Here is a 25,623-nt window from a genome sequence, read left to right on the forward strand (position 1 = left end):
CAGGGGTTGTTTTTTACCTTTTAACAGGACGGCAACCGGTTCTTAGCGGGCAGCCCAGGATTCGATGGCCTTCCAGTAAGGTCCGTCCAGTTTGTCCTTGACCATCCGATATAACCAGCCAATCGTCCTTCCCTTGAGATAGGTGCGATATTGGTCTTCGGCCCCTTTCATGACCTCACTGATCAGGCAGGGACATTCCGAAAAGGAAGGCGGCAATTCGTGCGGATCCACAATGGCCATATGCTGCCTGATTTCGGCACATTGAAACCGATAATGGGGCCCCTCGATGGCCTCCACGACATCCCAAAACGTAATCTCATCAGCTTCCCTGGAAAGGCGATAGCCTCCCTTGACACCGGGAACCGCAGATACAAGTCCTTTTTTCCTAAGCTTCATGAAGATCTTTGACAGATACGTCTCTGAAATGCCTTGGAATGCAGCCATCTCCTTGATGCCGATGGACCGGGACGTCGTGGGAATGGCTAAATAGATCAAACAGTGGAGCGCATATTCAACGCCGACAGAAATTGACATAGTGAGTTGTCCTCCCTCCCAAAGGGATGTTTCTTTTCGCTAGCCCCTAACCGGGGTCCTTTTCATATGGTACGTCACAAGAGGGGATTTCGTCAATATTACAGATATAATATATCTGTAATATTTTAGAAAAATATAATTGACTCAATGTTTATAGAGATGATACACTTTAATCACGGAGTTAATCTATCCATAATAAAAAGGAGGACGCAATCATGCTGCCTAAAAAATTTTTCGACGTACTAAACCATGAAGGAGTCGTAACGGTTATTTCCTGGGGAGATACAGAAGAACCCCATTTTGCCAATACCTGGAATTCCTATCTGGTCATTACGGAAGATGAACGGATCCTGATTCCTGCTTATGGGTTCCGTGTCACGGAAAGAAATGTCAATCGAGTAGGGAAAATCAAGATGTCTCTTGGCTCCAAGGAAGTCAAAGGGTACAAAGACTATCAGGGAACGGGATTCTATCTTGAAGGCACGGCCCGCTTCCTATCGGAAGGACCTGACTATGACCGCATGAAGGAAAAATATGATTTCCTGACCCGCGTACTTGAAATCACGCCCACTTTTGTACAGCAAAAAATTTGATCAAGGCAAAGAAAAATAAAACGGGCCGCCTGCCTCTAAAGAGGACGGGCGGCCTGTTTTCGGAAGGGAATATCAATCGTGAGGAGAACCGTGCGTTTGGTCTTTCATGGCATACGAAGGCAACGATGAGGCGCGGTCCCAAACCGTCCCTTCTTCAAAGGGTGGGGACCGAATCCATCCGCCCTTACACATGTTCTTCGGCTTTCCGATTTCACTCCCCTCTTATACTTTGGAGCAAAAATCGCTCCGATTCTCCAGCACTACATCCCTCCATTGCATCCATAAAAAAGGAATCAAGCAATGGAGGCATATCGTGGTAGAGACTCGGCGCGGTTTGGCGCCTAGTCAAAAAGTTGGAAACCTAGCGGTCTCATCCTTTTTTCTGATACACCCTTTCCCCACCCACAAAGGTCATCTTCACGTCAAACTTCTCGTCAAAGATGGTCATGTCAGCCAGTTTGCCTTTTTCAAGGGAGCCCATTGTCTCATAGACGCCCAGCTCCTTGGCGGGATTGACCGTTGCCATGCGGATGACATCGGCGAGGGGTAGGCCCGTAGCCTTCAGGAAATGATGGAGACTGTGTTCCATGGTGTCGACGCTTGCCGCAATGGTCCCGTCCGCGAGAAGCGCCCTTCCGCCGCGGACATAGACTGTCTGCCCGCCGAGTTCACTGATGCCGTCGCCTTCCATGGCAGCCCGCATGGAATCGGTCACAATGACAATCTGGTCCGGCCCCTTGACTTTTACCAACAGGCGCAGGACCGCATCGTGGATGTGCAGCCCATCCGAGATGATCTCCGTTGTCACCGGAAGCGTCAGGGCCGCGCCGACCATGCCGGGTTTACGGTGATGAAGGGGACTCATGGCGTTGAAGGTATGGGTGATGTGGCTGGCCCCTGCCTTGATGGCCCGGCTGGCTTCTTCATAGGTTGCACCGGAATGACCAAGGGAAACGATGATGCCCTTTTTGCAGCATGAATGGATAAACGCCATGGAAGACAGTGTTTCCGGGGCGATGACAAGGACTTTGATGACGTCGCAGTAAGGGCGGATCCGCTCCATATTGGCCGCTTGGATTTCCTCGGCTTTTTGCGATCCCCGGTAACTGCCGGAAATGAAGGGCCCTTCCAAATAGGCCCCCAGGACACGGCTGCCGGGGCAGGGGACTTCCATAGCCTTACGAACGTTTCTGAGCGCCTTTTGAACGATGGGCCATACCCTTGTCATTGTCGTCGGTAAAAATGCCGTAACGCCGCATTTTGGAAGTTTCCGGCAGAGGATTTCCATGGAGGTCCGGGTCCCATCCATTGTATCGGCCCCGCCGCAGCCATGGATATGCATATTGATGAAGCCAGGCGAGAGATAGGCCCCCTTGGCGTCGATGCTTTCCGTACCCTCCGGTAAGGGGCTGCCTGCCGGGAGAATATCGTAGATATGGGTTCCAAAAAGGAGCGTCTGTCCTGTAAGGACGGTGTGTGGTAAAATAAGTTTGCTGTTGATGATGGCTTGCATAGCAATACTCCTTTGCAATCTGCCCAATGGCTTATTGATTTCCTCTTAATTATACCCCTGAAAGAGGTTGGAACTTATGCTGAATTTAGAAAAACTTTCGACTGAAGCCCGTAATCCTGCTTCCAGCCGGATTGACAAACTCGATACGCTGTCCATGATGCGTGTCATGAATGATGAAGACCAAAAGACGGCCCTTGCCGTTAAGGCCATCCTGCCGGATATTGCACGCGCTGTTGATGTGATTGCGCCCCGGCTCAAAACAGGCGGCCGGCTCTTTTATATGGGAAGTGGGACGTCAGGACGGCTCGGCATTCTCGACGCCGTGGAATGTCCCCCCACCTACAGCACAGATCCGGACCTTGTCCAAGGGCTCATTGCCGGCGGCAAGGAAGCCATTTTTCGGGCCCGTGAAGGGGCGGAAGACTCTCTGGATAAAGGGGCAGACGATATTATTTCCCATGATCTTTCGGCAAAGGACGTCTTGGTCGGGATTACCGCGTCAGGCCGCACGCCCTACGTCCTTGGCGGCATGGAAGAAGCCCGGCGCCGCGGCGCTTTTGTCATTGGTCTTGCCTGCTCCAAGGAACCTGATATCGCTTGCACTGCAGATCTTATGCTCATCTGCCTTCCCGGTCCGGAAGTCGTGACGGGGTCGACGCGCATGAAGGCCGGGACCGTAACGAAGATGATCCTCAACATGCTCTCGACGGGCACCATGATCCGTCTTGGCAAAGTGCGGGGCAACCTCATGATTGACGTAAAGGCGACCAATGAGAAACTAAAGGAACGGGCGACGCGCATCGTCATGACCGTGACCGGCATGGACCGGGCCGCGGCGGAAAAGGCCCTTAGGGAGTCAGACGGCCGTGCACGCCTTGCTGTAGAGCGATGGGAGGCCAGCCATGACTCGTGAAAAAGAGATTGCCCAAAAGATCTACGCCATCGTGGGCCCCAAGGACAACATTGAAACAGTGACGCACTGCATGACGCGTCTGCGCCTGCACCTCGTAAAGGACGCGGACCTTGATGAGCTAAAGGCCATTCCTGGCGTCCTCGGCGTCAACCAAAACGGTGACGAGCTACAGATTGTCCTAGGCCCGGGAAAGGTGATCCGCGTGGCTGATGCCTTTGCGGCCCTTCTTGACGGAAACGAAGCACCCACGCCGAATGACTCCAAGGAGATGCCCAAAGAGCCAGCCGGCCTTTTTGGCGTCCAAGGGGAGGTGGGGGACGGCAAAGCCCTCCATGAAGCCATTCGGCAAAAAAACGCCACGCCGGCAAAAGCCTTTCTGCGCAAAGTGGCGTCCATCTTCATGCCCCTTATTCCGGGCTTTGTGGGCTGCGGTTTTTTGACGGGCCTTTTGGGCATCGTGAAATTCTACGACCCCGCTCTTCTTGCCCTGGCGCCCCTGCGCATTCTGCTTCTAGCGGGAAGCGCCATCTTCCAGTCCATGAATATCCTCGTCGGTTGGAACGCGGCCAAGGTCTTTGGCGGTTCGCCCGTTATTGGCGGCATCTTGGGAGCCCTCATTTCCCATCCCGGCCTTGCCGACCTCACCCTTTACGGCATGCCCTTGACGCCAGGCCGGGGCGGCGTCTTTGCCGTCCTCCTCGTTACCCTCCTTGCGGCCTACGGGGAAAAGCAACTGAGGAAAATCGTGCCGCCTGCCTTTGACCTTTTTGTGACGCCTACCCTTGTCATCCTTGTTATGTCTCTTTTGGCGCTCTACGTTCTGCAGCCAGTGGGCGGCTTTTTAGCAGAAACCATTGGCCGGGGCGCCACGGAAGCGGTGGAGCGGGGCGGCGCCGTGACGGGCTTTCTTTTGGGCGGCTTCTTTCTGCCCCTTGTCATGATGGGCGTCCATCAGGGCCTCACACCCATCCACGCCGAGCTCATCAGCCAATTTGGCTATACGATCCTTCTTCCCATCCTTGCCATGGCGGGCGCCGGGCAGGTGGGAGCTGCTCTTGCAGTCTATGTGAAAACAAGAAACCCACGCCTTAAAAAGATTGTGGCGTCGTCCCTTTTTGTCGGCGTCATGGGCGTCGGCGAGCCTCTTATTTACGGTGTGACCCTTCCTTTGGGCCGGCCCTTTATCGGGGCCTGCATTGGCGGAGCCTTGGGCGGCGCTGTGGAAGCGGCCTTTCATGTAGGGGCCCTTTCCATGGGTATTTCAGGTCTCCCCCTTCTGCCCAGTACGACCCATCCCTTGATGTACCTCGCAGGCCTTCTTGCCGCTTATGTAGGCGGGTTTGCTGCCGCGTGGATCCTGGGTTTTGATGACCCGCAGGACGCGAAAGGAGGCGCATGATGGAAAAAGGCATTTCCCTTTATCCCGGTCTTGGCATGACGCGGGAGGAACTCGTTGGACGGGTGGAACAGGCGGCCCAAAAAGGCATGACCCGCCTCTTTTTATCCTTTCATATCCCTGAGACCAATGAGGCGGCCTTTCAAAAGGATATCGACGCCCTTTTTGAAGCGGCTCGGTGCTATGACCTGAACGTCGTCGGCGACCTTGTGCCAGGTCGTCCCATTCCGGAGGCCTTGACCCATCTGCGCCTTGATGACGGCTTTACGCCGGAGCGCATAAAAGAGCTGCAGACGCGCTATCCGCAAAAGACCATCGTCCTTAACGCGTCGACCGTGACGGAAGGATTTCTTCTTTCCCTTGAGAAAGCCGGTGTTGACGTAGGATGCGTCGAAGCGCTCCATAACTTTTATCCCCGGCCCCATACGGGCCTATCAGAAGCCTTTTTCCTGCGGCAAAATGCCCTCTGTCACCATTATGGCATCAAAGTCGGCGCCTTTGTGCGGAGCTTTGGCGCCTGCCGCGGTCCGCTTTTTAAGGGACTCCCCACGCTTGAAATACATCGGACCCTGGATTTTTTCCTGGCCCTGCAGCATCTGAGGCTCCTTGGAACTGACGCCTTTTATATTGGGGACGACGGAGCAACGGAAGACGAACTGGACGCCTTGGCCCAATTGGATGACGTCCTTACCCTTACGCTGTTGACGGAAAAAATCACGGCCCTTCATGAAAAACTTGCTGCCTGTATCTTTACGCTGCGGCCCGATGAGGCCGAAGAGGTCCTGCGCGCCCAAAATAGCCGTGCTCTCTTTAAAGAAATGGATATCCCGCCCTTTACCTTGAAATATCTGCCGCAGGGTACAGTGACCCTCGATAACCGTCTTGCCGGCCGTTATGCTGGTGAAGTTGAGATTACCCTTACGGACCTTCCTGCTGATCCCAGCGTCAACGTCATGGGACGGGTGAGCGAGGAGGAACGGTTCCTGCTGGGTCTCATGCGGGGTGGGGCACGGTTTAGATTTAGGCTTGTCACAAAAGCTGCGCCGATTAAAAGTAAAAAGTGATCCCTTGCCTTGGAAAAGCGTCGGGAAAGTAAGGAATCCAAGGCTTGTTGAATAAAACTGGGAGCGAGCGTACCTGATTTTGCGTAATCTGGATGGACCAAAATCGGGTACGCTTCTTTTTGTTTCTTAGATCGATTGGATTCTAAAAATAGCTTATTATTCTTCAAATCCACTTATTTTACCCTATTTTCCCCTATTTTAAAAATAAACTGTGAACTTCTTGCTCCTTTATTCATCCTTACATTGCAAATCTACCGATTTTGCGCTATGATAAGCCTGTGGATGGGACTGTACAGACCCCATCTTTTTCATTATGGCAAAAAGGAGGTCACATCATGAAAAAGAATAGGAACCAGCATCGCGTGCAGGATATCCTGAAGCTCATCCGTACGGAAAGGGATCCCTACTTTTTGGAACGCGCCCTTGACAGTTATCACGATCACGATATAGCCGATGTGCTCCCTCTTTTAAGTTCGCCCGAATGGAAGCGCCTGGCAAGTCTTTTGCCGGCTCCCTATCTTGCCGATTTGATGGAATATGTCGATGACAAGGAATCCCTTTTTGAGGTTCTGCCAGCTGAAAGGGCAGCTGCCATCCTCACCCAGATGGAGCCTGACGAAGCCGTCGATTTCCTGAAGGAAACCCAAAGTGCCCAAAAAGAAGCATGGGTGGCGCATTTGGATGAGGCGACACGGCAAAAACTGACGCGCCTGGCCGCCTATGATGAAGATACGATTGCTTCCCGGATGACAACGAACTTTGTTGCCGTCGAGGAAGGTCTTGATGTTCCTTCCGTCATGCGCACAGTTGTGCGGGAAGCGGCTGACCATGATGAAATTGCGGTCATCTATGCCCTCAATGACCGTGCTCAATTTGCCGGGGCCTTTTCCCTCAAGGACCTCATCATTGCAAGACGGGATACTCCCCTTAACGAAATCATCGTGCGAGGATACCCTTACGTTTATGCCAGCGAAAAGATCAGCGACTGCCTGCAGCTGATTGAAGAATACAGTGAAGCTTCCATTCCTGTCCTATCGCCGGACCATCGGATCCTTGGCGTTGTAACCGCAAATGACGTAGCGCAGCTCCTTGATGATGAAATGGGCGAAGACTATGCTAAACTGGGTGGCCTCTCCGCTGAAGAAGACCTGGACGAACCGCTCAAAACGTCCATCAAGAAACGCCTGCCCTGGCTTATTCTGCTTCTTGGCTTGGGTCTTGTCGTTTCAAGCGTCGTCAGTCTATACGAAAACGTCGTGGCAAAGTTGACCCTTATCATGGCCTTTCAGTCCATGATCCTTGATATGTCGGGAAACGTTGGGACCCAGTCGCTTGCCGTAACCATCCGTGTCCTTATGGATGAAGAACTGAAACCAGGCGATAAATGGCGGCTCATCCGAAAGGAAGGGGGCGCCGGTTTCTTCAATGGACTGATCCTGGGAGGCATTGCCGTCTTGGGCATTGGTTTTTATATTTATGCGGTAAAATCCTACGATGCCCTTACGGCCTTTGGCATATCGTCCTGCATCGGCCTTTCCCTGGTCCTTGCCATGTTTATTTCGAGTCTTGTAGGGACCGTGGTCCCGATGGGCTTCAAAAAGATCCATATCGATCCAGCCGTGGCCTCGGGCCCGCTCATTACGACCGTTACGGACCTTGTGGGTGTCGTGACCTATTATACCCTGGCGTGGGCGATGTTGGTGCATGGATTGGGGCTGTAAGCGCGTAGGCATCAGCATTTAAAAGGGACAGCTTGTGGAATCGGCGCGCTCCCTATGAAATCAATGGAGGCTTGGCTTACTGTACAAGCTATCAGCAGCTGGAACGGTAGGTGTGGTGGCAGGCAAACTTGTAAAGAAATGGAATTGAAAAGAAAAGGGCCTCGGACCCTTTCTTTCGACTCCCCGATTCTCTTCGCCCCTGCTGAAAAAATCCCCTTGCTGTGATATAATGATGTGTCAACTTAACTAGACAAGGAGAGATCATCCATGAGTTCAACCAACCTCGAAATGGGTATTGTCGGCCTGCCGAATGTAGGCAAGAGCACCCTCTTCAACGCCATTACGAAAGCTGGGGCGGAAGCGGCCAACTATCCATTCTGCACCATAGAGCCCAACGTCGGTATCGTCGATGTCCCCGATCCACGGCTCCAGGTCCTGAGCGACCTATACCATTCCAAACGCATTGTTCCGGCGGGCATGAAGTTTGTCGATATTGCAGGCCTTGTGAAGGGCGCCTCCAAAGGTGAAGGCTTGGGCAACAAATTCCTCAGCCATATCCGCCAGACCGACGCCATTGCCGAAGTGGTGCGCTGCTTTGAAGACGGCAACATCACCCACGTCGAAGGCTCCATTGACCCTATCCGCGATATTGAAATCATCAATACGGAACTGTGCCTGGCTGACCTCGAATCGGTGGAAAAGCAGCAGCTCAAGGTCCAGAAGCTCTTAAAGAGCGGTGACAAGACGGCGCCTGCGAAAAATGCCCTTCTGACCCGTCTCGTCGAGGCCCTCGGCGATGCCAAGCCGGCCCGTCAGGTGGAAATGACAAAGGATGAAAAGGAGATGATCCGTGAACTCGATCTCCTCACCTTGAAACCAATTCTGTACGTAGCTAACGTTTCCGAAGAAGAGGCCGCCGACGCGTCCGGAAACCCCCATGTGAAGGCGCTAACGGAATATGCCGAAAAAGAAGGGGCCCAGGTCATCACCATTTCCGCCAAGGTCGAAGAGGACATTGCTTCCCTGCCGGCAGACGAAGCCAAGGAGTATCTTGAAATGGAAGGCCTCACCGAAGCGGGTCTTGATCGCCTCATCAAAGCTGGGTTCTCCCTCCTAGGTCTCCAGACCTTCCTCACGGCGGGGGAAATGGAATCTCGTGCCTGGACCATCGTCAAAGGATCTACGGCACCTCAGGCAGCTGGCAAGATCCATTCGGACTTTGAAAAAGGCTTCATCCGTGCTGAAATTGTTTCCTACGATGACCTCGTTGCCTGTGGCAGCAAACAGGCTGCCCGTGAAAAGGGCCTTGTGAGACTGGAAGGCAAGGACTACATCATGCAGGACGGCGACGTCGTCGAATTCCGCTTCAACGTGTAAAAAAGGGGTGAGGGCCATGCTGTTTGATACCCATATGCATGCCGATTATTCCTGCGATGCCGAAATGACCATCAAGGATGCCATGGAAGCGGCCAAAGCCGCTGGCCTTGGCATGATCCTGACGGAACACTGGGACCGGGACTATCCGACGAACCCGGAAAGCTTTCTTTTTGACATCAACGATTATTTCAAAAAAAACGCACCCTATCGGAGCGATACCGTGCTCCTTGGCATTGAAATGGGGCTCCAGCCCCATACCATCGAGGAGGACCGGATGGTTGCAAAAAGCCATCCCTTTGACGAAATCGTTGGCTCCATGCACTGTTATCGCGGCCTTGATATGTATGAACGGACGACTTACGACGGCGTTGCCAAGGATCAGGCTGTGGGGTACTATCTTGAGGATTCCCTCAAATGCCTCGAACAGGACCCGAACTTTGACACCTATGGTCACATCGACTATATCTGCCGCTACTGGCCCTATGAAGACAAGAACCTCCATTACAGCGAGCATGCCGATCTGTGGGACGAAGTCATGAAGCACCTCATTCGCCTCGATAAGAGCATTGAAATCAATACGCGTCGCCTTGCCGTGCCCGGTGCGGTGGAGTCCCTGACGGAACTTTATACGCGCTATGCCGAACTGGGCGGCAAGTACGTGACCTTGGGCAGCGACGCCCATGCGGCAAAAGCCGTGGGCATGCACTTTGATGTGGCCCAAAAGATCGCCAAAACGGCAGGGCTCACCATCGTCTACTACAAAAAAAGACAGCGCCAGCTGCCGAAATAAAGGAAACGCCGTGAAGGAAGGAGACTTCTTTCACGGCGTTTATTCATCTAATATCTGAAAAACGATTTCCTTATGGAATCTGTTTGAACGAAAAATATATTACTACTTTGAAAATAAAACGCAAATGTAATGAAAAAAATTTTATTTCATTTGCGTTGCGCTTTTGTTATGCTCATGGGATGAAACTTAATCGGATGGGAGGGAGGTTTTTCGTGAAAGAAAACACGACGCTCGAAAAATCCGCTGCTGACGATGAAAGGCAACAGGCTATGCTTTTTTCATTTTGTTTCGTAGAAGGCCTCTTTCCTTTTCTTGTAAAATCGGCATTATGCCACATAAAAATCACCTTTTCCGCATGACAATTTGATTGAGCTTTGGCATCGTACCTGATATAATGTAAGAACCATTCTGAAGGAGGATTTCCATATGCGCCGACAGCGTTTAGGCATCATGGGCGGGACCTTTGACCCCATCCATAATGGTCATCTTGCGATTGCCCGCGCCGCTATGGATGCCATGGCCCTTGATCGGGTCCTTTTCATTCCCGACTATTTGCCGCCCCATAAAGCGGCCGGATGGGCGCCGGCCGGGGATCGCATGGCCATGACCCTTCTTGCGACGATGGACGAGCCGCGTTTTTTGGTGTCCGATATGGAGCTGGTCCGCAAGGGCCCTTCCTATACAGTCGATACCATGCGGATCCTCCATCGTCGGTGGCATCGCTTTTATGACCTGTACTTCATCATTGGCGGGGATTCAGCCGAAGCCCTTGATACGTGGTGCCGCATCGAAGAAACGATGCGCTACTGCACCTTCCTTGCCATTGGACGGGTTGGGTACAGGGAGCGTCATGAAGATGTGACAAAACGACTGGCCCAAAAAGGACTCACCCGCCTCGTGTGGATCGACGCCAAAGCCCCGGATATTTCTTCCACCATGATCCGGCAGCGCCTTTCCCGCGGTGAATCCATTGATGGACTTGTTCCTCGGACTGTAGTGGACTACATGAGACAGAGAGACCTCTACCGTCGGTAGGGGGGCTCTCTTTTTTGTTGGGTGAAAGGGTCAGCCCAAAAATCGGGCAGCCTCGTGCGGAAATGAAAGGCGCCAGAAGCCGGTGACTCATTGTGTCCTTCGGACAGGGCGCTGAATTATATTTGCCCTCAAACATGTTTCTTTGCCTTCTGCGATTGCATTAAAGCAGCCTCGGAACCCGGGCAAATCTGCTTTGCTTCCGCTCAAGATGAGACATCGCTGCGCGCCTTATCCACCACCAAAAGGACTTGTCTATTGCAACGCAGCATCAAGTGGCTTTTGGTTCCCCGCCTTGGTAAGGCGGAACAGGGTTCGCCGTTTCTAAGGTAAAACCCGAAGATAAAAGAACGGGAGTGATCAGATGATTGCTGCTCATCTCATCCTTAAGAAAAATGAGGGAGCGAAAAGTCTGGTTCCACATCTTAGGGTCTTTTGCCTCAGCGCTCGATGCGCAGCATCGATCCGCCCCGTCAGGGCGGTAAGCGTATCGCCGATCGATTCGCGAACTTCCCTGTGCCTTGGAAAAAGCGAAGCGAGAGATCGTGACAGGGCGGTTAAGTGAGTCGCCGAATTTTTTGTTACCCCTTATGCTGAAAAATTCGTGCAGAAAGCTTACTCATAGGGCAGCGACAATAGGAGCAGTTGGAGTATCCTCTGCCGGAAAGGCCGGTCTTCTCATGTGAAACAGCAGAGAGCGAGCCCTTTTGGTGGTGGATGAGGAGGCCCGGGTTTGGGGCTGGCCTCCTGCACTTTTGTCTTTGAATCGACCTCACATCGCCTTCGTTTCGACAAGAAATGTGAACCCGATCATAAGGCGCCTCCCTTCTGGTCTTTTCGCCAGCTGCCGCAGGCAGCCTTCACCAAACTGCAAAAGCAGATCCTTAGCCAGGAATGCCTGCATTCCCTTAGCCTGCCGCCTCCGGCGGCCTTAGCCCAGATTTCATCGGCGCGACTTGCGAGCCGATTTCAATTCAAGTAAGGAGCTAACCAATCATGGATTTTTCCCAAATGAAAGAACAGCTTCGCCAAAGCCTTCAGCCAAAGCGCTTTGAGCATAGCGTGGCCGTCAGTGAAACTGCCGTTGCGCTTGCCCGTCATTACGGGGTCGACGAAGATAAAGCCGCCCTTGCCGGCCTGCTCCACGACTGTGCCCGCAAGTATCCGACCAAGGATTTTGTGGAGGTATCAAAAAAGCTGGGCGTCCCGCTCACGGATATCGAAAAGGCGCAGCCCATCCTTATCCATGCCATCTTGGGGCCCCTTGTCGCAAAGAGGGACTATGGCGTTACCGATGAGGAAGTCCTGTCTGCTATGCGTTATCATACAACGGGCAAAGCCCATATGACGGCCCTTGAAAAAATCATTTATCTGGCAGACCTTACGGAACCGCATCGTGACTTTCCTACCGTGGACGAAATGCGGCGCCTTACGATGAAGGATCTTGATGAGGCCATGATTGCCGCCTATGCCAATACGATGGAATACCTGATGCACCAGCATCTGTTGATCCATCCGGATTGTCTGGACGGCTATAACGAACTGGTCCTTGCGGCCAAACACAATAAGAAGGAGTAATCGCAACCCATGAGTGATATGGAACAATCAGGCGTGAAGAAAAAGAAAAAGCGGCTCCGCAAGGGACGTGTTTTTCTTCTCCTCATCCTTTTGATCGGGATCTTGTGCGGCGGCTTCATGGCTGGCATGGGCCTTTATGACCGATTTTTCAGTGCCGAAGATCCCGTGCCTAAACAGAAAGAGAACCAACTCCTCACAGAAGAACCCCTTTCAAGCCGCATCAACGTCCTGCTCCTCGGGAAAGATGACGGGGACAGCGAGGATATGAATAACCCCGATGCACCGAAGCGGACAGACTCCATGATGGTCGTCAGCTTTGACCCAGAGAAAAAACAGATTGCCATCGTCGGACTGCCGCGTGATACACGGGTCACCATTCCCGGCCGGCGGGGTCATGACAAGATCAATGCCGCATACGCCTATGGCGGTACCAAACGGGCCGTGCGCACGGTGGAACAGCTCCTCCAGATTCCCATCAACTACTACATGGTCGTTGATTGGCAGGGCTTCATTAAAGTCATCGATATGCTGGGCGGTGTGGACCTATACGTTGATAACAACATGGATTATGAAGATCCTTACGCCAACCTCAAGATACACCTCAAAAAAGGCTACCAGCACCTGGATGGTGAAAAGGCAGGTCAGTATGTCCGCTTCCGTCACGATGAATTGGGCGATATTGGCCGTGTGGAGCGTCAGCAGAAATTTATGAAAGCCCTGGCTGGACAGTTCTTTACCTTCACGAATATGCTGAAGCTTCCCATGATCATCAACACCGGCCTTGACTACGTCGATACGGACATGAACCTGATGACCATGATCCGTGCCGCCAACTGCTTCCGCATCTTTGGCGAAAACTCCATCAAAAGTGAAATGCTCGATGGTGATTTCAAGACCATCGATGATATCAGTTACTGGGTTACGACGCCGTCCCAGGTTTCGCACACCCTCGATAAACTGGGGATTCCCCATAAAAGGATTACAGAAATTTAAGGAGGTTCCATCCATGAATCCAAAAGAACTCGCAAACGCCATTGCCGCCGCCGCTGCTGACAAAAAAGCAAAAGACATCCTGCTTCTCAATATGGTTGGCCTGTCCCCTGTGACGGACTACTTCATGATTTGTTCTGCCCAGAGCGCGACTCAGGTCCGAGCCATCGCAGACAGCATCGAAGATAAACTGGCCGAAACACGCGGCATCCTGCCCTCCCACAAAGAAGGCTACACCGAAGGCAACTGGATCCTTATGGATTACGGCGACTGTGTGGCCCATATCTTCCGGGAAACGGAACGTGACTTTTATAACCTGGAACAGCTCTGGGCCGATGCCCCGTCTGAAGCCTATGTGGAAACGGAAGGAGAAGCATGAGCCCGAAAAAAGAACCGGCCAGCGTCAAGACCATTGGCAGTCACCGCGTTGGCGATGTCGTGGAACTTACGGCCGTGCGCATGAATGACCAGGGCGTTTTTCTTGATGCTGGAACGGGGAATACCAGTGATGATATTCTCCTTCATAAGCACCAGATGACATCGCCTGTTTCCGTTGGCGATAAGGTCAAGGTCCAGCTCTACCTCGATGCCAAGAACCGGATCACGGCGAGCATGAAGCTTCCCAAGATGCGGGAAGGGCAGCTGGGATACGTCAACGTGATCTCCGTGAACAGGATGGGCGGATTTGTCGATATCGGCGCTGAACGCGGCGTCTTTTTGCCCTATAGCGAAATGCGGGGCCATGTTTCCCCCAATCAGCATATCTGGGTGAAACTCTACCGTGATAAGTCAGGCCGTCAGGCCGTGACCATGCGTGTCGAAGAAGATATGGAACGGGCCAGCCGTCCGGCAGAAGGCGTCAAAGTGGGGGATGCGCTTACAGGGACCGTCTACAATATCCTTAAGGATGGCTTTTTCCTTTTTACAAAAGAACGCTATATCGCTTTTATCCATCGCAGTGAAGTCCCTGGTGGACGCCTTGACTTTGGTCAGCGTGTCACAGGACGCGTCACCTACGTTCGTGCAGATGGACACATCGATATGTCCCTGCGCCTTGTCAAAGAAGAAGCCATGCTGGACGATGCGGATAAGATCCTCTTCTTTCTCGAAAAGCGCAATGGCACCATGCCTTATTCCGATGATACGCCGCCGGCCATCATCAAAAGCGTCTTTGATATCTCTAAATCCGCCTTTAAGCGCGCCTTGGGCCGCCTTATGAAAGAAGGCAAAGTCGTGCAGGAAGATGGGTGGACAAGTTTAAAGAAATGAAAGTGAAGAAAAGACCACGCTCTTGCAGCGTGGTCTTTTTGGCTGTCAAGCTGTCTCATTCAGGGCCCCGCCCTGAATGGCTGTCTTACGGCAAAGCCGCGGCTGTCGAGCGAGAGAGGGGAAAGGATGCTGTGGTGCTGTGGGGCTAAGGCAGCCTTCGGCTGCTGGCTGAGGCGGAAGGCCTATGAAAACAGGTCCTTCCTTGGCTAAGGCGCTGCGCTTGGCCAAGGCTACCAGAGGCGGCAGGCTAAAAGACCGTGAGGGCGTCGCTAAACCTTCTCCCATTGGAATCTTTTGGTCGAGTCTTTCCCGTGGGGTTTTTGCCTTAGAGACGGCGAAAGCCGTTCCGCCTTACCAAGGCGGGGGACCATCAAGTGAGGTCATAACATGACCTCCTTTATGGTGGTGGATGAGGAGCGGAGCGACGTCTCATCATGAGCGGTAGCGAAGCAGATTCGCCCGGAGTTTCGAAGGACGCTTTTGGAGCGAAGCGGAAGTCCGAGAAACATGTTTGAGGGCGAATTAAGTTCCACCCCCTCCCGTAGGGCGGTTTGGGGCGGTGCCTCACGGTCTTTTGACTTAGAACTGCCTTTGTATCGCCTTAGAATCGCCTTAGAACGACAAGAAACGCAACTCCGACAACACAATTGCCGCATAGCGGCAATCTGCCCCCTCCGGTCGGGACGCTTTGGCGCCGCGCCTTTATATCTTCCATCTCCCAAAATAATATATTGACAACAGCGGTATACTTGAGCTATAATGAACAAGTCTTTTGGGGGCATAGCTCAGCTGGGAGAGCGCTTGCATGGCATGCAAGAGGTCAGGAGTTCGATCCTCCTTGTCTCCACCAATTTGGACTCAGATTCATGTGGCTTCAGTCACATGGATTTTTTGTTGTAATAAAGCCCCCTCCTTCAAAATAAAGGAGGGGGCTTCTTTTCCTGCCGCCTTAAGGGTGGCTTTTTTGTTTCCTGATTTCCTTTGCAACGGCTTCATAAAGAAGAAGCGTGGCTTCGCAGTCTGCCAGGGCTTCATGATGGCGATGGATGGGAATATTGAAGTGCGCTAGGAGCGCCGCAAGGCCCGTTTTTCCGCCTACAGCTTCACGGGAGAGGTGGCGCAGGATAAGGCGCGACGTATCTAAAAAAGGCGGGCGAAAGGCCTTCATGCCATAACGGCGGCAGGCAAGGTTGATGGCCATGATGTCATTGTAGCCGATATCGTGGCCCATGACGACACTGCCTTCCACAAAGGCAAAAAAACGTTTTAGGACCTCAGGGAGCTGAGGTTTATCCTTCACCATGTCCCGCGTAATACCCGTCATTTCCGTAACGCGTTTGCTGATCTTCGTCCTAGGCCGGATAAGCTCACGAAAAACGGCTGTCTGCCGGCCTAAGAAATCCACCTTGATGGCAGCAATTTCAATGATATCATCTTCGGCGTAGCCGGCCAGTTCAAGGTCAAAGACGACCATATCGCAGGTTGTAGGGTCCCGCAGTTCCTTGGCATCGACCTTTTGCTGCTCTGCCTTTCGCCAGCGCTTGTAGAGCAGATTGCGCCGCTCTTGCGGCGTCATCGGCTTGCGTGTTCGTGTATCCCGTCTCGGTCCGCGGGTCCGTTCTTCCACTGTGATCACTCCGTAGGATTGTAGTTGGAAGTCTATTATACCGCATGGCTACCGTGCTGTCACGAAATTGAGGGGGGAGAAGGCACTGTGAGGCCGGCGCCAAACCGTCTTCCTATTGGTCGTGGGCGCCGAATTAAATCCGCCCTTAAACATGTTTCTCGGACTTCCGCTCCAAAGGCGTCCTTCGAAACCCGGGCGGATATGCCTCGCTAGCCGCTCGCAAGGAAACGTCGCTGCGCTCCTCATCCACCACCGAAAGGGCACGCGTGCCTCATTTTAATGAGGCAACATGCGGCTTTCGGTCCCCCGCCTTGGCGGGGCGGATCGACTCTACGAGTCGAGTTCCAAGGCGAAAAGACCCGACAGGAACGGTTCGATGCAGGAGCACCGAACCTAAAGAAAAAAATAAAAAAGTAAGCCTTACCCCGAATCAAAGCGCGTTTTCGGGTTAAGTCTTTTTAGTTGATTCTGCATAGTTTGCTATCAATGACCTTCTATTGGCTTTTCTATACTAAGTGCAAAAATCACTAGGCAATACCTTTATTCTCAGCACGAACTGCCTTCGAATCTTTTGCCTTAGAGACGGCGAATGCCGATCCGCCCGTAGGGCGGTTTGGGGCGGCACCTCCTGGTCTTTTCCCTTACGGTCTTTTCGCTCGACAGCCAGCACCGTAGGTGCGAGAAAGCTAGAGCCGCAGGCTCGTGACAGCCTCACACCAAAAAACGCAGCGCCCAGTGGACGCTGCGTTTTACATTACCTCATTCTTTATCCGAGCTTTTCTTCATTCTGCATCGAGCCGTTCGTACAGGGCTCTCCGCGCCATGGCATCTTCCTTGGTCTTCTTGAAGAGTTCCTTTGCGACATCGGGGAATTCGTGTTCGAGGGAGGCATAGCGGACTTCTCCACGGAGGAAGGCTTCAAAATCACCAGTCGGGGCCTTGCTGTCAAGGAAGAAGGCTTTCTTCCCTTCAGCTTTGAGCTCCGGGTTATATCGATAGTTGATCCAGTAGCCGCATTCCACAGCCGCCTTGGCTTCCATGAAGGAATGATCCATACCGCGTTTGATGCCGTGGTTGATGCACGGTGCATAGCAGATGATTAGCGACGGTCCCGGATAGGCTTCGGCTTCCTTGATGGCTTTGATGGCCTGGTTCTTGTCATAGCCGAGGTTGATCTGGGCCACATAGACGTAGCCATAGCTCATGGCCATCATGCCCAGGTCCTTCTTCTTTGTCCTTTTGCCGCTGGCGGCAAATTTGGCAACCGCTGCCGTCGGCGTCGATTTGCTCGATTGTCCGCCCGTGTTGGAGTAGACCTCCGTATCAAAGACGAGGATATTGACATCGCGGTTCATGGCAAGGACATGGTCTACGCCGCCGTAGCCGATATCATAAGCCCAGCCGTCGCCGCCAAAGACCCACTGGGAACGTTTGACAAAGTAGATCTTATTTTCGTAGAGGTGCTCCAGCGTTTCATTGCCGGCCTTTTCTTTCTCGAGGAGGTCTGTCAGGCGATCGGCCCGTTCACGGCTCCCTTCCCCTTCATCGCGGTGGCAGATCCAGTCTTCCATGGCATTTTTGAGTTCCGTGGAAATCTGGCCTTCTTCAATGAGCCCCGTCATGATATCCGTGATCTGCTTGCGGCAGGCCTGGGTGCCCAGATGCATGCCAAGTCCGTATTCGGCGTTGTCTTCAAAAAGGGAATTGGCCCAAGTCGGACCATGGCCAGCGGCATTCTTCGTGTACGGCATGCTCGGTGCGGAACCGCCCCAGATGGAGGAGCAGCCCGAAGCGTTGGCAATCATCATGCGGTCACCAAAGAGCTGGGTTACGAGCTTGGCGTACGGCGTTTCACCGCAGCCGGCGCAGGCGCCGGAAAATTCAAGAAGCGGCTTTTCAAACTGGCTGCCCTTTAAGGTGTATTTGTTCATGGGGTTTTTCTTTGGCGTGACGTCTTCCATGAAGTAGTTCCAAGCGTCAGCCAGATGGCGCTGCGTATCAAGCGGTTTGGCCACGAGGGCCTTTTCCTTGGCCGGGCAGGCGTCGATGCAGTTGCGGCAGCCCTGGCAGTCCATGGGCGACACAGCAATGCGGAAATAAAGGTCCTTGGCACCAAGGGCGGGTTTCGCCGGTACGTCGGATTTTTCCATTTCTTCCTTCGTGAGGAGTACCGGTCGGATGGCCGCGTGCGGACAGATGGACGCGCACTGGTTGCACTGGATGCAGTGTTCAATCTGCCATTCCGGTACCATGACAGCAATGCCGCGTTTTTCATATTTTGTCGTGCCTGACGGGAACGTACCGTTGGCCTGATCCATGAGCTGCCCGACGGAAAGGGTATTGCCTTCCTGCTGGTTCATGGGCATCATGATTTGATCGACAAAGGCGTTGCCTGTCTTCGGATAGAGCTCTTCGTCCGTGCAGTCCTTCCAGGCTTCAGGAACCGTGACCTTGACGAGATTCTTGACGCCGGCTTCGACAGCGCGGCCGTTCATGTCGACCACATCTTGGCCTTTCTTGCCGTAGGTATGTTCAATGGATTCCTTGAGGTAGGCGACAGCGTCGTCGATGGGAATGATATCAGCCAGTTTGAAGAAGGCTGCCTGCATGATCATGTTGATGCGACCGCCAAGACCGATCTCGCGGGCAATCTTCACGGCATCGATGGTGTAGAAGTTGACCTTCTTTTCAGCAATGACGCGTTTGAGCTGACCGGGCAGACGCGTATCGAGTTCTTCCCCGCTCCAGCCGCAGTTGAGGAGGAACGTGCCACCTTCCTTGATTCCATTTAGCACATTGTAGAGACGGACATAGGACGGATTGTGGACGGCGATGTAGTCCGCGAAGTTGATGAGGAACGGCATATGGATGGGATCGTGACCAAAGCGCAGGTGGGAAATGGTGATGCCGCCGGATTTTTTGGAGTCATAGGCAAAATAGCCCTGGGCATACATGTCCGTCTTGTCGCCAATGATTTTGATGGCACTCTTGTTGGCGCCGACCGTGCCGTCGCTCCCAAGGCCCCAGAAAAGGCAGCTGCGCGTACCCTTGGGCGTAATGTCGAGGGATTTTTCCTTTTTAAGCGACGTGTGGGTCACATCATCGACGATGCCCACCGTAAAGTGGTTCTTTGGCGCATCAAGTTTCAGGTTGTCAAAGACAGCGAGAACGTCGCCGGGATAAAATTCCTTGCTGCCCATGCCATAGCGTCCGCCTACAATGACAGGACGGCGGTCACTTTCATAGAAGGCATTGCGCACATCAAGATAGAGCGGTTCCCCGTCGGAGCCCGGTTCCTTCGTGCGGTCCAAAACGGCAATCTTTTTCACCGTTTCCGGAAGGGCGGAGAGGAAGTGTTTCACGGAGAACGGCCGATAAAGGTGGACATTGAGGACACCGACTTTTTCGCCTTGACCAGCAAGGATCTTCACTACTTCCTCAGCCGTCTGGGCACCGCTTCCCATGAGGATGATGACCCGTTCGGCATCAGGCGCACCGGTGTAATTGAAGAGCTGATAGTCGCGGCCCGTGAGTTTGCTGATTTCCTTCATGTAGCCATCAACCACTTCCGGTAGGGCTTCATAGAATTGATTCACGGTCTCGCGGGTCTGGAAGTAGATGTCCGGGTTTTGGGCCGTACCGCGGATGACTGGTGTATCGGGGTTCATGGATTCCCGGCGGAAGCGGGCGAGGGCGTCCTGGTCCACCAATTTTTTAAGATCATCATAATCAAGGAGCTCAACCTTCTGGATTTCGTGGGACGTACGGAACCCATCAAAGAAGTTGAGGAAGGGAACGCGGCCGCGGATAGCCGACAGGTGGCATACGGCTGAAAGGTCGAGAACCTCCTGGACACCGGCGCAGGCCATCATGGCAAATCCCGTCTGACGGCAGGCCATGACGTCACTGTGGTCACCAAAGATATTGAGGGAGCTCGTTGCAATCGTACGGGCTGCCACTTGGAATACGCCGGGGAGCAGTTCGCCGGCAATCTTGAACATATTGGGAATCATAAGGAGCAGCCCCTGGGAAGCCGTGTAGGTCGTTGTGAGCGCTCCGGCCTGGAGGCTGCCGTGAACCGTACCGGCGGCACCGCCTTCAGACTGCATTTCCATGAGTTCGACCGGGCGGCCAAACATGTTTTTCTTGCCATAGGCAGCCCATTCATCCGTCACCTCTGCCATGGGGGACGACGGCGTAATGGGGTAGATGGCCGCTACATCACTAAAAGCATAGGATGTATAGGCTGCCGCTGTGTTTCCATCCATCATCTTGGTTTTTGTCATTGATAAGACTCCCTTCTTTTCTGTTATTTTGTCGATTTTATATCAAATATGAAAATAAATCTTTGAAATTAATAAAAAAATTATCACTATTCATATAGTATCGAAAAAATTAGAAAGGGGCAAGTGAAATCTAAACTTTTTTGGTTGAATGAATCTGATCTGATTAGATCAATTAAAATAGAAATCAAAAAATCTTGGATTTATGTTCACAATTTGATGTGTGTAATTAAAAAACAGTTGAATTTTGGCTGTTTTTGTAATGAATATATGATGTAAGTTACATCAAGTGATGCTTATTCAACATACTTTTATTCTTTAATATGAAGAATTTACGATAGAAAAAGAAGACTCCAAAAGGATGCAATCTATCAGGAGTCTTCTTAGAGACCGCAATATCTTAAATTAAACAATCAAAGTAAGTGTTTGAGAGGGGCAAAAAGTTATTTGATTAAGCTCTTGCTCGATATGCAGCTTCTTTTTCTCTAGCCTTGCGTCTAATTTCTTCTTCTACAGCAAAGACTTCAGGATCATCTTCATAGAATACGTAGAAATTGGGATCAACTTTCCCAATACCCATATAGCGAGCCTTGTAATCCTTAAACAGTTCCCAGAATTTATTTCTGAGAATAAATAAACCTAACAAGTTTGTTGCCACAGGAGCAATTAAAGAGATATTAACAATCGTCCAGAAGAGATCAGGACCATTTCCTGTATAAACAAGAGAACCTACAATGACTAGGTTAGGAATTGGATAGATAAATTTGAAAATCTTTACTAATCTGTCTCTTAAAACAGGGTGACTTCTAAATCCGTGATTAATAATAGCAACATAGAAGCTAAACCAACCGCTGGTAACTGTAATACCGAACAAAATAGCAACGATTCCTAAGAAAATATCACCGCCGAACCCAAAGGCCGTTTCAAATGCGGCAATACTTAAAGAGGCTCCCTTGATACCTGAATCCCAAACACCAGTAGCAATGACGCAAAGACCGGTTAAAGAACATACAATAATCGTATTTACAAAAACATCGAATGAGGCCCATAATGCTTGACGAACTGGATGCTCAGTATTAGAAGAACCGTAGATAAATGGACTGGAACCCTGACCAGCTTCGTTAGCATTAATCGATCTAGCGACACCGTCACCGATAACTTTGGAAATGGTCGCACCAACAAAACCTCCCGTTGCTGCTGTCCCAGTGAATGCATCGTGGAAAATTAGGTAGAACATATGCGGGATATTTTGGTAGTTGAAGATAATCAGGAAAAGGCAACCAACCAAATAAAGTAGACATTTAACAGGAGTAGCGTATTTTTCAAACTTTGCTACACCCGTAGTTCCATGATAAATAACATAGTAAAGAAGAATGGTGTAGAGAACCGTTGTTAACATTTGATTAATGCCAAAACTCGTATTTAAAATTTCAGAAATGGTATATACTTGTGATCCGCCTAAGAATTGGGCAATAAAACCAATACCGAATAATACAGCCAGTGTTGTGCCAAATTTCTTATGATGCAATTCCCGAGCGATCCCTTTTTCCAGCATGTATGTACCGCCACCATAATATTCGCCCTTCTCGTTGCGACTCCGATAGTAGCACCCTAACGCCGTTTCAACCATCTTAACCATCATTCCAAAGAAAGCCCAAATCCACATCCAAAAAAGTGCTCCCGGTCCGCCAGTTGCAACAGCTGTTGCAACCCCTCCGATAGTACCCATTCCAACGTTTCCTCCCACAGAAACACATACGGCTTCGAAGGGAGAAACGGTACCTTTGGATTTTTTGTGGGCATCTTTATTGAACATAGTAAAAAAAGTATTTTTTACTATATGCCCAAAATGAAAAATAGTAAAAAATTTTGACCCTATAGTAAAGTAAGCCCCTATGCATATTACAAAAGCGATAAATGGAATACTCCAAAAAAAGTCGTTGATTGAATTCAATACTTGTGCAAGCATTTTACAACCTCCTGTCTTATTAGGATTCATCAGTACAAATGCATTTGTTTCAATTTGAATTCTAAACTATATACTAAGAATAGAGTCAAATATTTTTCTGTAAATTTAAAATATTGACTCTATTCTTAGTATAGACCCTATAATTAAATCAAAGTTAGTTTGCATAGGAGGTTTTAACATGTTTAAGGAAACCAACAAAAAATTTAAGTTTGGGACGGATGTGCTTTCAAAGGGGATTTATATCGATAAGCCTGCAACCAATCCTGAAGCAACACCGATTTACATGACGACTGCTTTTAATGTAGAAGACCTTGATGATCTGCAAAAACGTTACGATGAACACGGTTTCTGCTATAATAGAAATCGCAATCCGAATCGCTCCGCTTTAATCGAATTAATGACCTATGCAGAAAATGGAGAGGATTCCATTGTATGCAGTTCAGGAATGGGTGCTATTTCTACAACGTTGATTTCTAATCTGAAATCAGGTGATCATGTAGTATCAGATATGACCCTCTATGGTGAAACGATTGACATCTTTACTAAAGTATTGAGTCATTACGGTGTCGAAACAACATTTGTAGATTTTACTAATCCTGATGTTGTTAAGAAAGCTATTCGTCCTAATACCAGACTGCTTTATACAGAAACAGTATCCAATCCGATGATTACGGTTCCTAATTTGAAAGTTATTGCTGATTTGGCGCATGATAATAATGCGATTTTAGTTGTGGATAACACTTTTATGACGTGTGTTCAATGCCGCCCGTTAGACTTTGGTGCTGATATTGTCGTCAATAGTTTGACAAAATTTGCTAATGGTCACAGTGATGCCGTTTGTGGCTCGGCAACAGGAAAAGCGGAACTAATTAAAAAGGCCTATGAACTTCAAGTTTTGATTGGTTCACAGGCAGATCCTTTTTCGAGCTGGCTTGTTCAGAGAGGTTTTAGAACAATTCAGCTGCGTGTACCTAGGCAGGCAAAAAATGCTGCAGCATTGGCGGAAGCTCTTGACAAGAGTCCATACGTTCTAAAAGTTCATCACCCTAGCTTGGTTACTCATCCTCAGCATGAATTAGCAGTGGAGCAGTTCCATGGATTCGGTGGCATGCTCAGTATTGAATTGCCGGATAGTCGCGAGAAAATGAATAAATTTATGCGAGCTCTTAGCTTCGCTCATTATGCAATGACTTTAGGTGGATATAGAACTACATTATCTTATCCTGTTATGTCTTCTCATTATGATACTCCGCGTGAGGAACGCCTTAAAATGGGAATTACTGATGGCTTGTTAAGAATTTCCTGTGGTATTGAAGATACAGAGGATTTAGTGAATGATTTTATGAACGCATTGGATGTTGCGTACGGTAAGTAAACAGTTTAGAACTCTACTAAGGCTATAGGTTAAGTAATATCTTAATCTATAGCCTCTTATCTTTTATTGGAGGTGTATCCCGTGCTGTATGACATTATTATGAGTATAAACTCATTCCTCTGGGGATGGCCATTTATAATATTCATACTGATTGTAGGAATATACTTTATGTGGGCAAGTAAGTTTTTCCCTATAATACATTTCTTCCATATTTTAAACTGTACAATCTTTAGCATTCTTAAAAGGAAATCTAAGCAGGAATTGAATTCTAAACAAGACGGCACAATATCTCCGATAGAAGCGGTCTGTATAGCAATTGGCGGCTCGGTTGGATGTACAGCAATCGGAGGAGTGGCAACTGCTATTGCTGTTGGAGGACCAGGGGCTGTATTTTGGATGTGGGCTTGGGCTTTCTTAGGCATGATCATCAAATGTGTTGAAACTGCCTTAGGTTGCTATTATCGATATCGTAACGAGCAGGGTGAGTATTATGGTGGCAGTGTCTATTTCATTGCTGATGGAATTGGAAAGGATCAGGGACATCCTCTTGTTGGTAAAATTCTCTCAGTTTTATTTTCGTTTGGGTTTGTATCTCAATTTCTAGGCGGTTCTCAAGTATTTACTGTTGCTGAAATTTTACAAGAATCATTTGGATTTGATATGATTATTGTGACCTTATTCTATTCTGCAGCATTATTTTACATCATCTTTAAGGGAGTGCCGCGTATCGCATCTTTTGCTCTTAGGATTGTTCCGATTATGTGTACTATTTTTATTTTGGCAGGCTTAGGAATTATTCTTATTCATATTGATGCTCTTCCAGCAGCATTTTATAGAATCGTCGTAGATGCATTTCACGGATCCGCTGCTGTCGGTGGCTTTTTGGGAAGTACCTTAGTTAAAACAATAAATGAAGGATTAGCTCGTTCTATTAATTCAAACGAAGCTGGCCAGGGTTCCAGTCCTCTCATTTATGGATCTGCCGATACAATTCATCCTGTTCGACAGGGATTGTGGGGCAGTTTTGATGTCTTTATTAATACCATTGTAATTAGTTCTATTACAGCGTTAAGTGTTCTTGTCACAGATACTTGGACAAGCGGAGTCTATGGTGCTACATTGACGATAAACGCTTATGAAAGTGTATATGGCCAGTGGGGGTCGATATTAATTGGATTTATTGCTATTTTATTTGGTCTCACTACTACTTCAGGATGGTTTAGTTACTATATTTCGATTATTCAGTATGTGTTTAAAAAATATCCTCAGAGAAGAGATAAAGTCATTAAAATTTTTAAATATTTATATCCTCTCCCTAACATTATTATCGTATCATCAATTGTTTTGACTGGAAATGGCCCTGATCTATTTTGGGCGATTGTTAATATAACCCTAGTATTTCCTGTTGGATTTAATTTGCTTTCACTATTTTTGTTACGCAGGCAGTTTCTGCGATTATTGGACGATTATAAAGCAAGATATATGGGAATTGGCACGGTCGACCCTAAATATAAAATTTTTAGAAATGCATATTAAACAAGGGGGGTTAAATAACCCTGTGGTTTACTATTATAAGATTGTGGAGACCCCTATAAACTT

At 50.0% G+C, this 25,623-nt stretch carries 21 protein-coding genes and 1 tRNA gene; 17 read left to right on the forward strand and 5 right to left on the reverse strand.

Going from position 1 to position 25,623, the window contains the following annotated elements:
* Nucleotides 1-42: 42 nt before the first annotated feature.
* Nucleotides 43-534, reverse strand: a complete 492-nt coding sequence (locus HMPREF1246_RS08880) for an Rrf2 family transcriptional regulator (RefSeq protein ID WP_009015360.1) — start codon at nt 532-534, stop codon at nt 43-45.
* A gap of 215 nt (nt 535-749) precedes the next feature.
* On the opposite strand from HMPREF1246_RS08880, the gene HMPREF1246_RS08885 reads away from it, so the two are divergent.
* A complete protein-coding gene (locus HMPREF1246_RS08885) occupies nt 750-1,127 on the forward strand; it encodes a pyridoxamine 5'-phosphate oxidase family protein (RefSeq protein ID WP_009015359.1) in 378 nt (125 codons plus the stop codon).
* 370 nt (nt 1,128-1,497) lie between these two features.
* On the opposite strand, the gene nagA is transcribed toward HMPREF1246_RS08885, so the two are convergent.
* Nucleotides 1,498-2,640, reverse strand: a complete 1,143-nt coding sequence (nagA, locus tag HMPREF1246_RS08890; protein WP_009015358.1) for an N-acetylglucosamine-6-phosphate deacetylase — start codon at nt 2,638-2,640, stop codon at nt 1,498-1,500.
* A 76-nt stretch (nt 2,641-2,716) separates the two neighbouring features.
* Between nagA and murQ the strand changes: the two genes are divergently transcribed.
* The 14 genes from murQ to HMPREF1246_RS08960 all read left to right on the forward strand — a co-directional run bounded on the left by murQ (nt 2,717) and on the right by HMPREF1246_RS08960 (nt 15,620).
* Nucleotides 2,717-3,553, forward strand: a complete 837-nt coding sequence (murQ, locus tag HMPREF1246_RS08895) for an N-acetylmuramic acid 6-phosphate etherase (RefSeq protein ID WP_021737322.1) — start codon at nt 2,717-2,719, stop codon at nt 3,551-3,553.
* Nucleotides 3,543-4,952 carry a PTS transporter subunit EIIC gene (locus tag HMPREF1246_RS08900; RefSeq protein WP_021737329.1) on the forward strand — a complete coding sequence of 470 codons (1,410 nt, stop codon included), beginning with the start codon at nt 3,543-3,545 and terminating at the stop codon, nt 4,950-4,952. The genes murQ and HMPREF1246_RS08900 overlap by 11 nt, the downstream gene beginning before the upstream one ends.
* Nucleotides 4,952-6,013, forward strand: coding sequence for a MupG family TIM beta-alpha barrel fold protein (locus tag HMPREF1246_RS08905; protein ID WP_021737324.1), 1,062 nt, complete (start codon nt 4,952-4,954; stop codon nt 6,011-6,013). Before HMPREF1246_RS08900 ends, HMPREF1246_RS08905 begins: the two co-directional genes overlap by 1 nt.
* A gap of 335 nt (nt 6,014-6,348) precedes the next feature.
* Nucleotides 6,349-7,734, forward strand: a complete 1,386-nt coding sequence (gene mgtE, locus HMPREF1246_RS08910; protein WP_021737315.1) for a magnesium transporter — start codon at nt 6,349-6,351, stop codon at nt 7,732-7,734.
* A gap of 267 nt (nt 7,735-8,001) precedes the next feature.
* On the forward strand, nt 8,002-9,111 hold the full coding sequence (gene ychF, locus HMPREF1246_RS08915) for a redox-regulated ATPase YchF (protein WP_021737311.1): 1,110 nt from the start codon (nt 8,002-8,004) through the stop codon (nt 9,109-9,111).
* A 16-nt stretch (nt 9,112-9,127) separates the two neighbouring features.
* Nucleotides 9,128-9,901, forward strand: a complete 774-nt coding sequence (locus HMPREF1246_RS08920; RefSeq protein WP_009015352.1) for a histidinol-phosphatase HisJ family protein — start codon at nt 9,128-9,130, stop codon at nt 9,899-9,901.
* A 212-nt stretch (nt 9,902-10,113) separates the two neighbouring features.
* Nucleotides 10,114-10,260: a hypothetical protein gene (locus tag HMPREF1246_RS10520; RefSeq protein WP_021737298.1), complete on the forward strand. Its 147-nt coding sequence runs from the start codon at nt 10,114-10,116 to the stop codon at nt 10,258-10,260.
* A gap of 67 nt (nt 10,261-10,327) precedes the next feature.
* Complete coding sequence (nadD, locus tag HMPREF1246_RS08925; RefSeq protein WP_009015351.1) at nt 10,328-10,936, forward strand: nicotinate-nucleotide adenylyltransferase; 609 nt, start codon at nt 10,328-10,330, stop codon at nt 10,934-10,936.
* A 730-nt stretch (nt 10,937-11,666) separates the two neighbouring features.
* The gene (locus HMPREF1246_RS08930) at nt 11,667-11,915 is read left to right on the forward strand and encodes a hypothetical protein (RefSeq protein WP_035224689.1); all 249 of its coding nucleotides are present in this window, start codon (nt 11,667-11,669) and stop codon (nt 11,913-11,915) included.
* 14 nt (nt 11,916-11,929) lie between these two features.
* The gene (yqeK, locus tag HMPREF1246_RS08935) at nt 11,930-12,511 is read left to right on the forward strand and encodes a bis(5'-nucleosyl)-tetraphosphatase (symmetrical) YqeK (RefSeq protein ID WP_021737306.1); all 582 of its coding nucleotides are present in this window, start codon (nt 11,930-11,932) and stop codon (nt 12,509-12,511) included.
* 18 nt (nt 12,512-12,529) lie between these two features.
* Nucleotides 12,530-13,504: an LCP family protein gene (locus tag HMPREF1246_RS08940; protein WP_231368272.1), complete on the forward strand. Its 975-nt coding sequence runs from the start codon at nt 12,530-12,532 to the stop codon at nt 13,502-13,504.
* A 13-nt stretch (nt 13,505-13,517) separates the two neighbouring features.
* The gene (gene rsfS, locus HMPREF1246_RS08945) at nt 13,518-13,880 is read left to right on the forward strand and encodes a ribosome silencing factor (RefSeq protein WP_009015348.1); all 363 of its coding nucleotides are present in this window, start codon (nt 13,518-13,520) and stop codon (nt 13,878-13,880) included.
* Entirely contained in the window at nt 13,877-14,770 is an 894-nt protein-coding gene (locus tag HMPREF1246_RS08950; RefSeq protein WP_021737303.1) for a S1 RNA-binding domain-containing protein, read from the forward strand. Before rsfS ends, HMPREF1246_RS08950 begins: the two co-directional genes overlap by 4 nt.
* Nucleotides 14,771-15,544: 774 nt before the next feature.
* Nucleotides 15,545-15,620: transfer RNA gene (locus HMPREF1246_RS08960), tRNA-Ala, on the forward strand.
* A gap of 99 nt (nt 15,621-15,719) precedes the next feature.
* Here the strand turns inward: HMPREF1246_RS08960 and HMPREF1246_RS08965 are convergent.
* From HMPREF1246_RS08965 to HMPREF1246_RS08975, 3 genes are all read right to left on the reverse strand, one after another.
* On the reverse strand, nt 15,720-16,397 hold the full coding sequence (locus HMPREF1246_RS08965; protein ID WP_021737331.1) for a PolC-type DNA polymerase III: 678 nt from the start codon (nt 16,395-16,397) through the stop codon (nt 15,720-15,722).
* Between the two features lie 782 nt (nt 16,398-17,179).
* Nucleotides 17,180-20,683: a pyruvate:ferredoxin (flavodoxin) oxidoreductase gene (gene nifJ / locus HMPREF1246_RS08970; RefSeq protein ID WP_021737291.1), complete on the reverse strand. Its 3,504-nt coding sequence runs from the start codon at nt 20,681-20,683 to the stop codon at nt 17,180-17,182.
* A 448-nt stretch (nt 20,684-21,131) separates the two neighbouring features.
* A complete protein-coding gene (locus HMPREF1246_RS08975) occupies nt 21,132-22,649 on the reverse strand; it encodes a sodium:alanine symporter family protein (protein ID WP_021737299.1) in 1,518 nt (505 codons plus the stop codon).
* Nucleotides 22,650-22,827: 178 nt separating this feature from the next.
* On the opposite strand from HMPREF1246_RS08975, the gene HMPREF1246_RS08980 reads away from it, so the two are divergent.
* A complete protein-coding gene (locus HMPREF1246_RS08980; RefSeq protein WP_021737293.1) occupies nt 22,828-24,024 on the forward strand; it encodes a PLP-dependent aspartate aminotransferase family protein in 1,197 nt (398 codons plus the stop codon).
* Nucleotides 24,025-24,105: 81 nt separating this feature from the next.
* Nucleotides 24,106-25,560 (forward strand): sodium:alanine symporter family protein, encoded by a 1,455-nt coding sequence (locus tag HMPREF1246_RS08985; protein ID WP_021737284.1) that lies wholly within the window; start codon nt 24,106-24,108, stop codon nt 25,558-25,560.
* The last annotated feature ends 63 nt before the right edge of the window (nt 25,561-25,623 follow it).

The sequence above is a fragment of the Acidaminococcus sp. BV3L6 genome, assembly GCF_000468835.1.
GTDB lineage: Bacteria > Bacillota > Negativicutes > Acidaminococcales > Acidaminococcaceae > Acidaminococcus > Acidaminococcus intestini.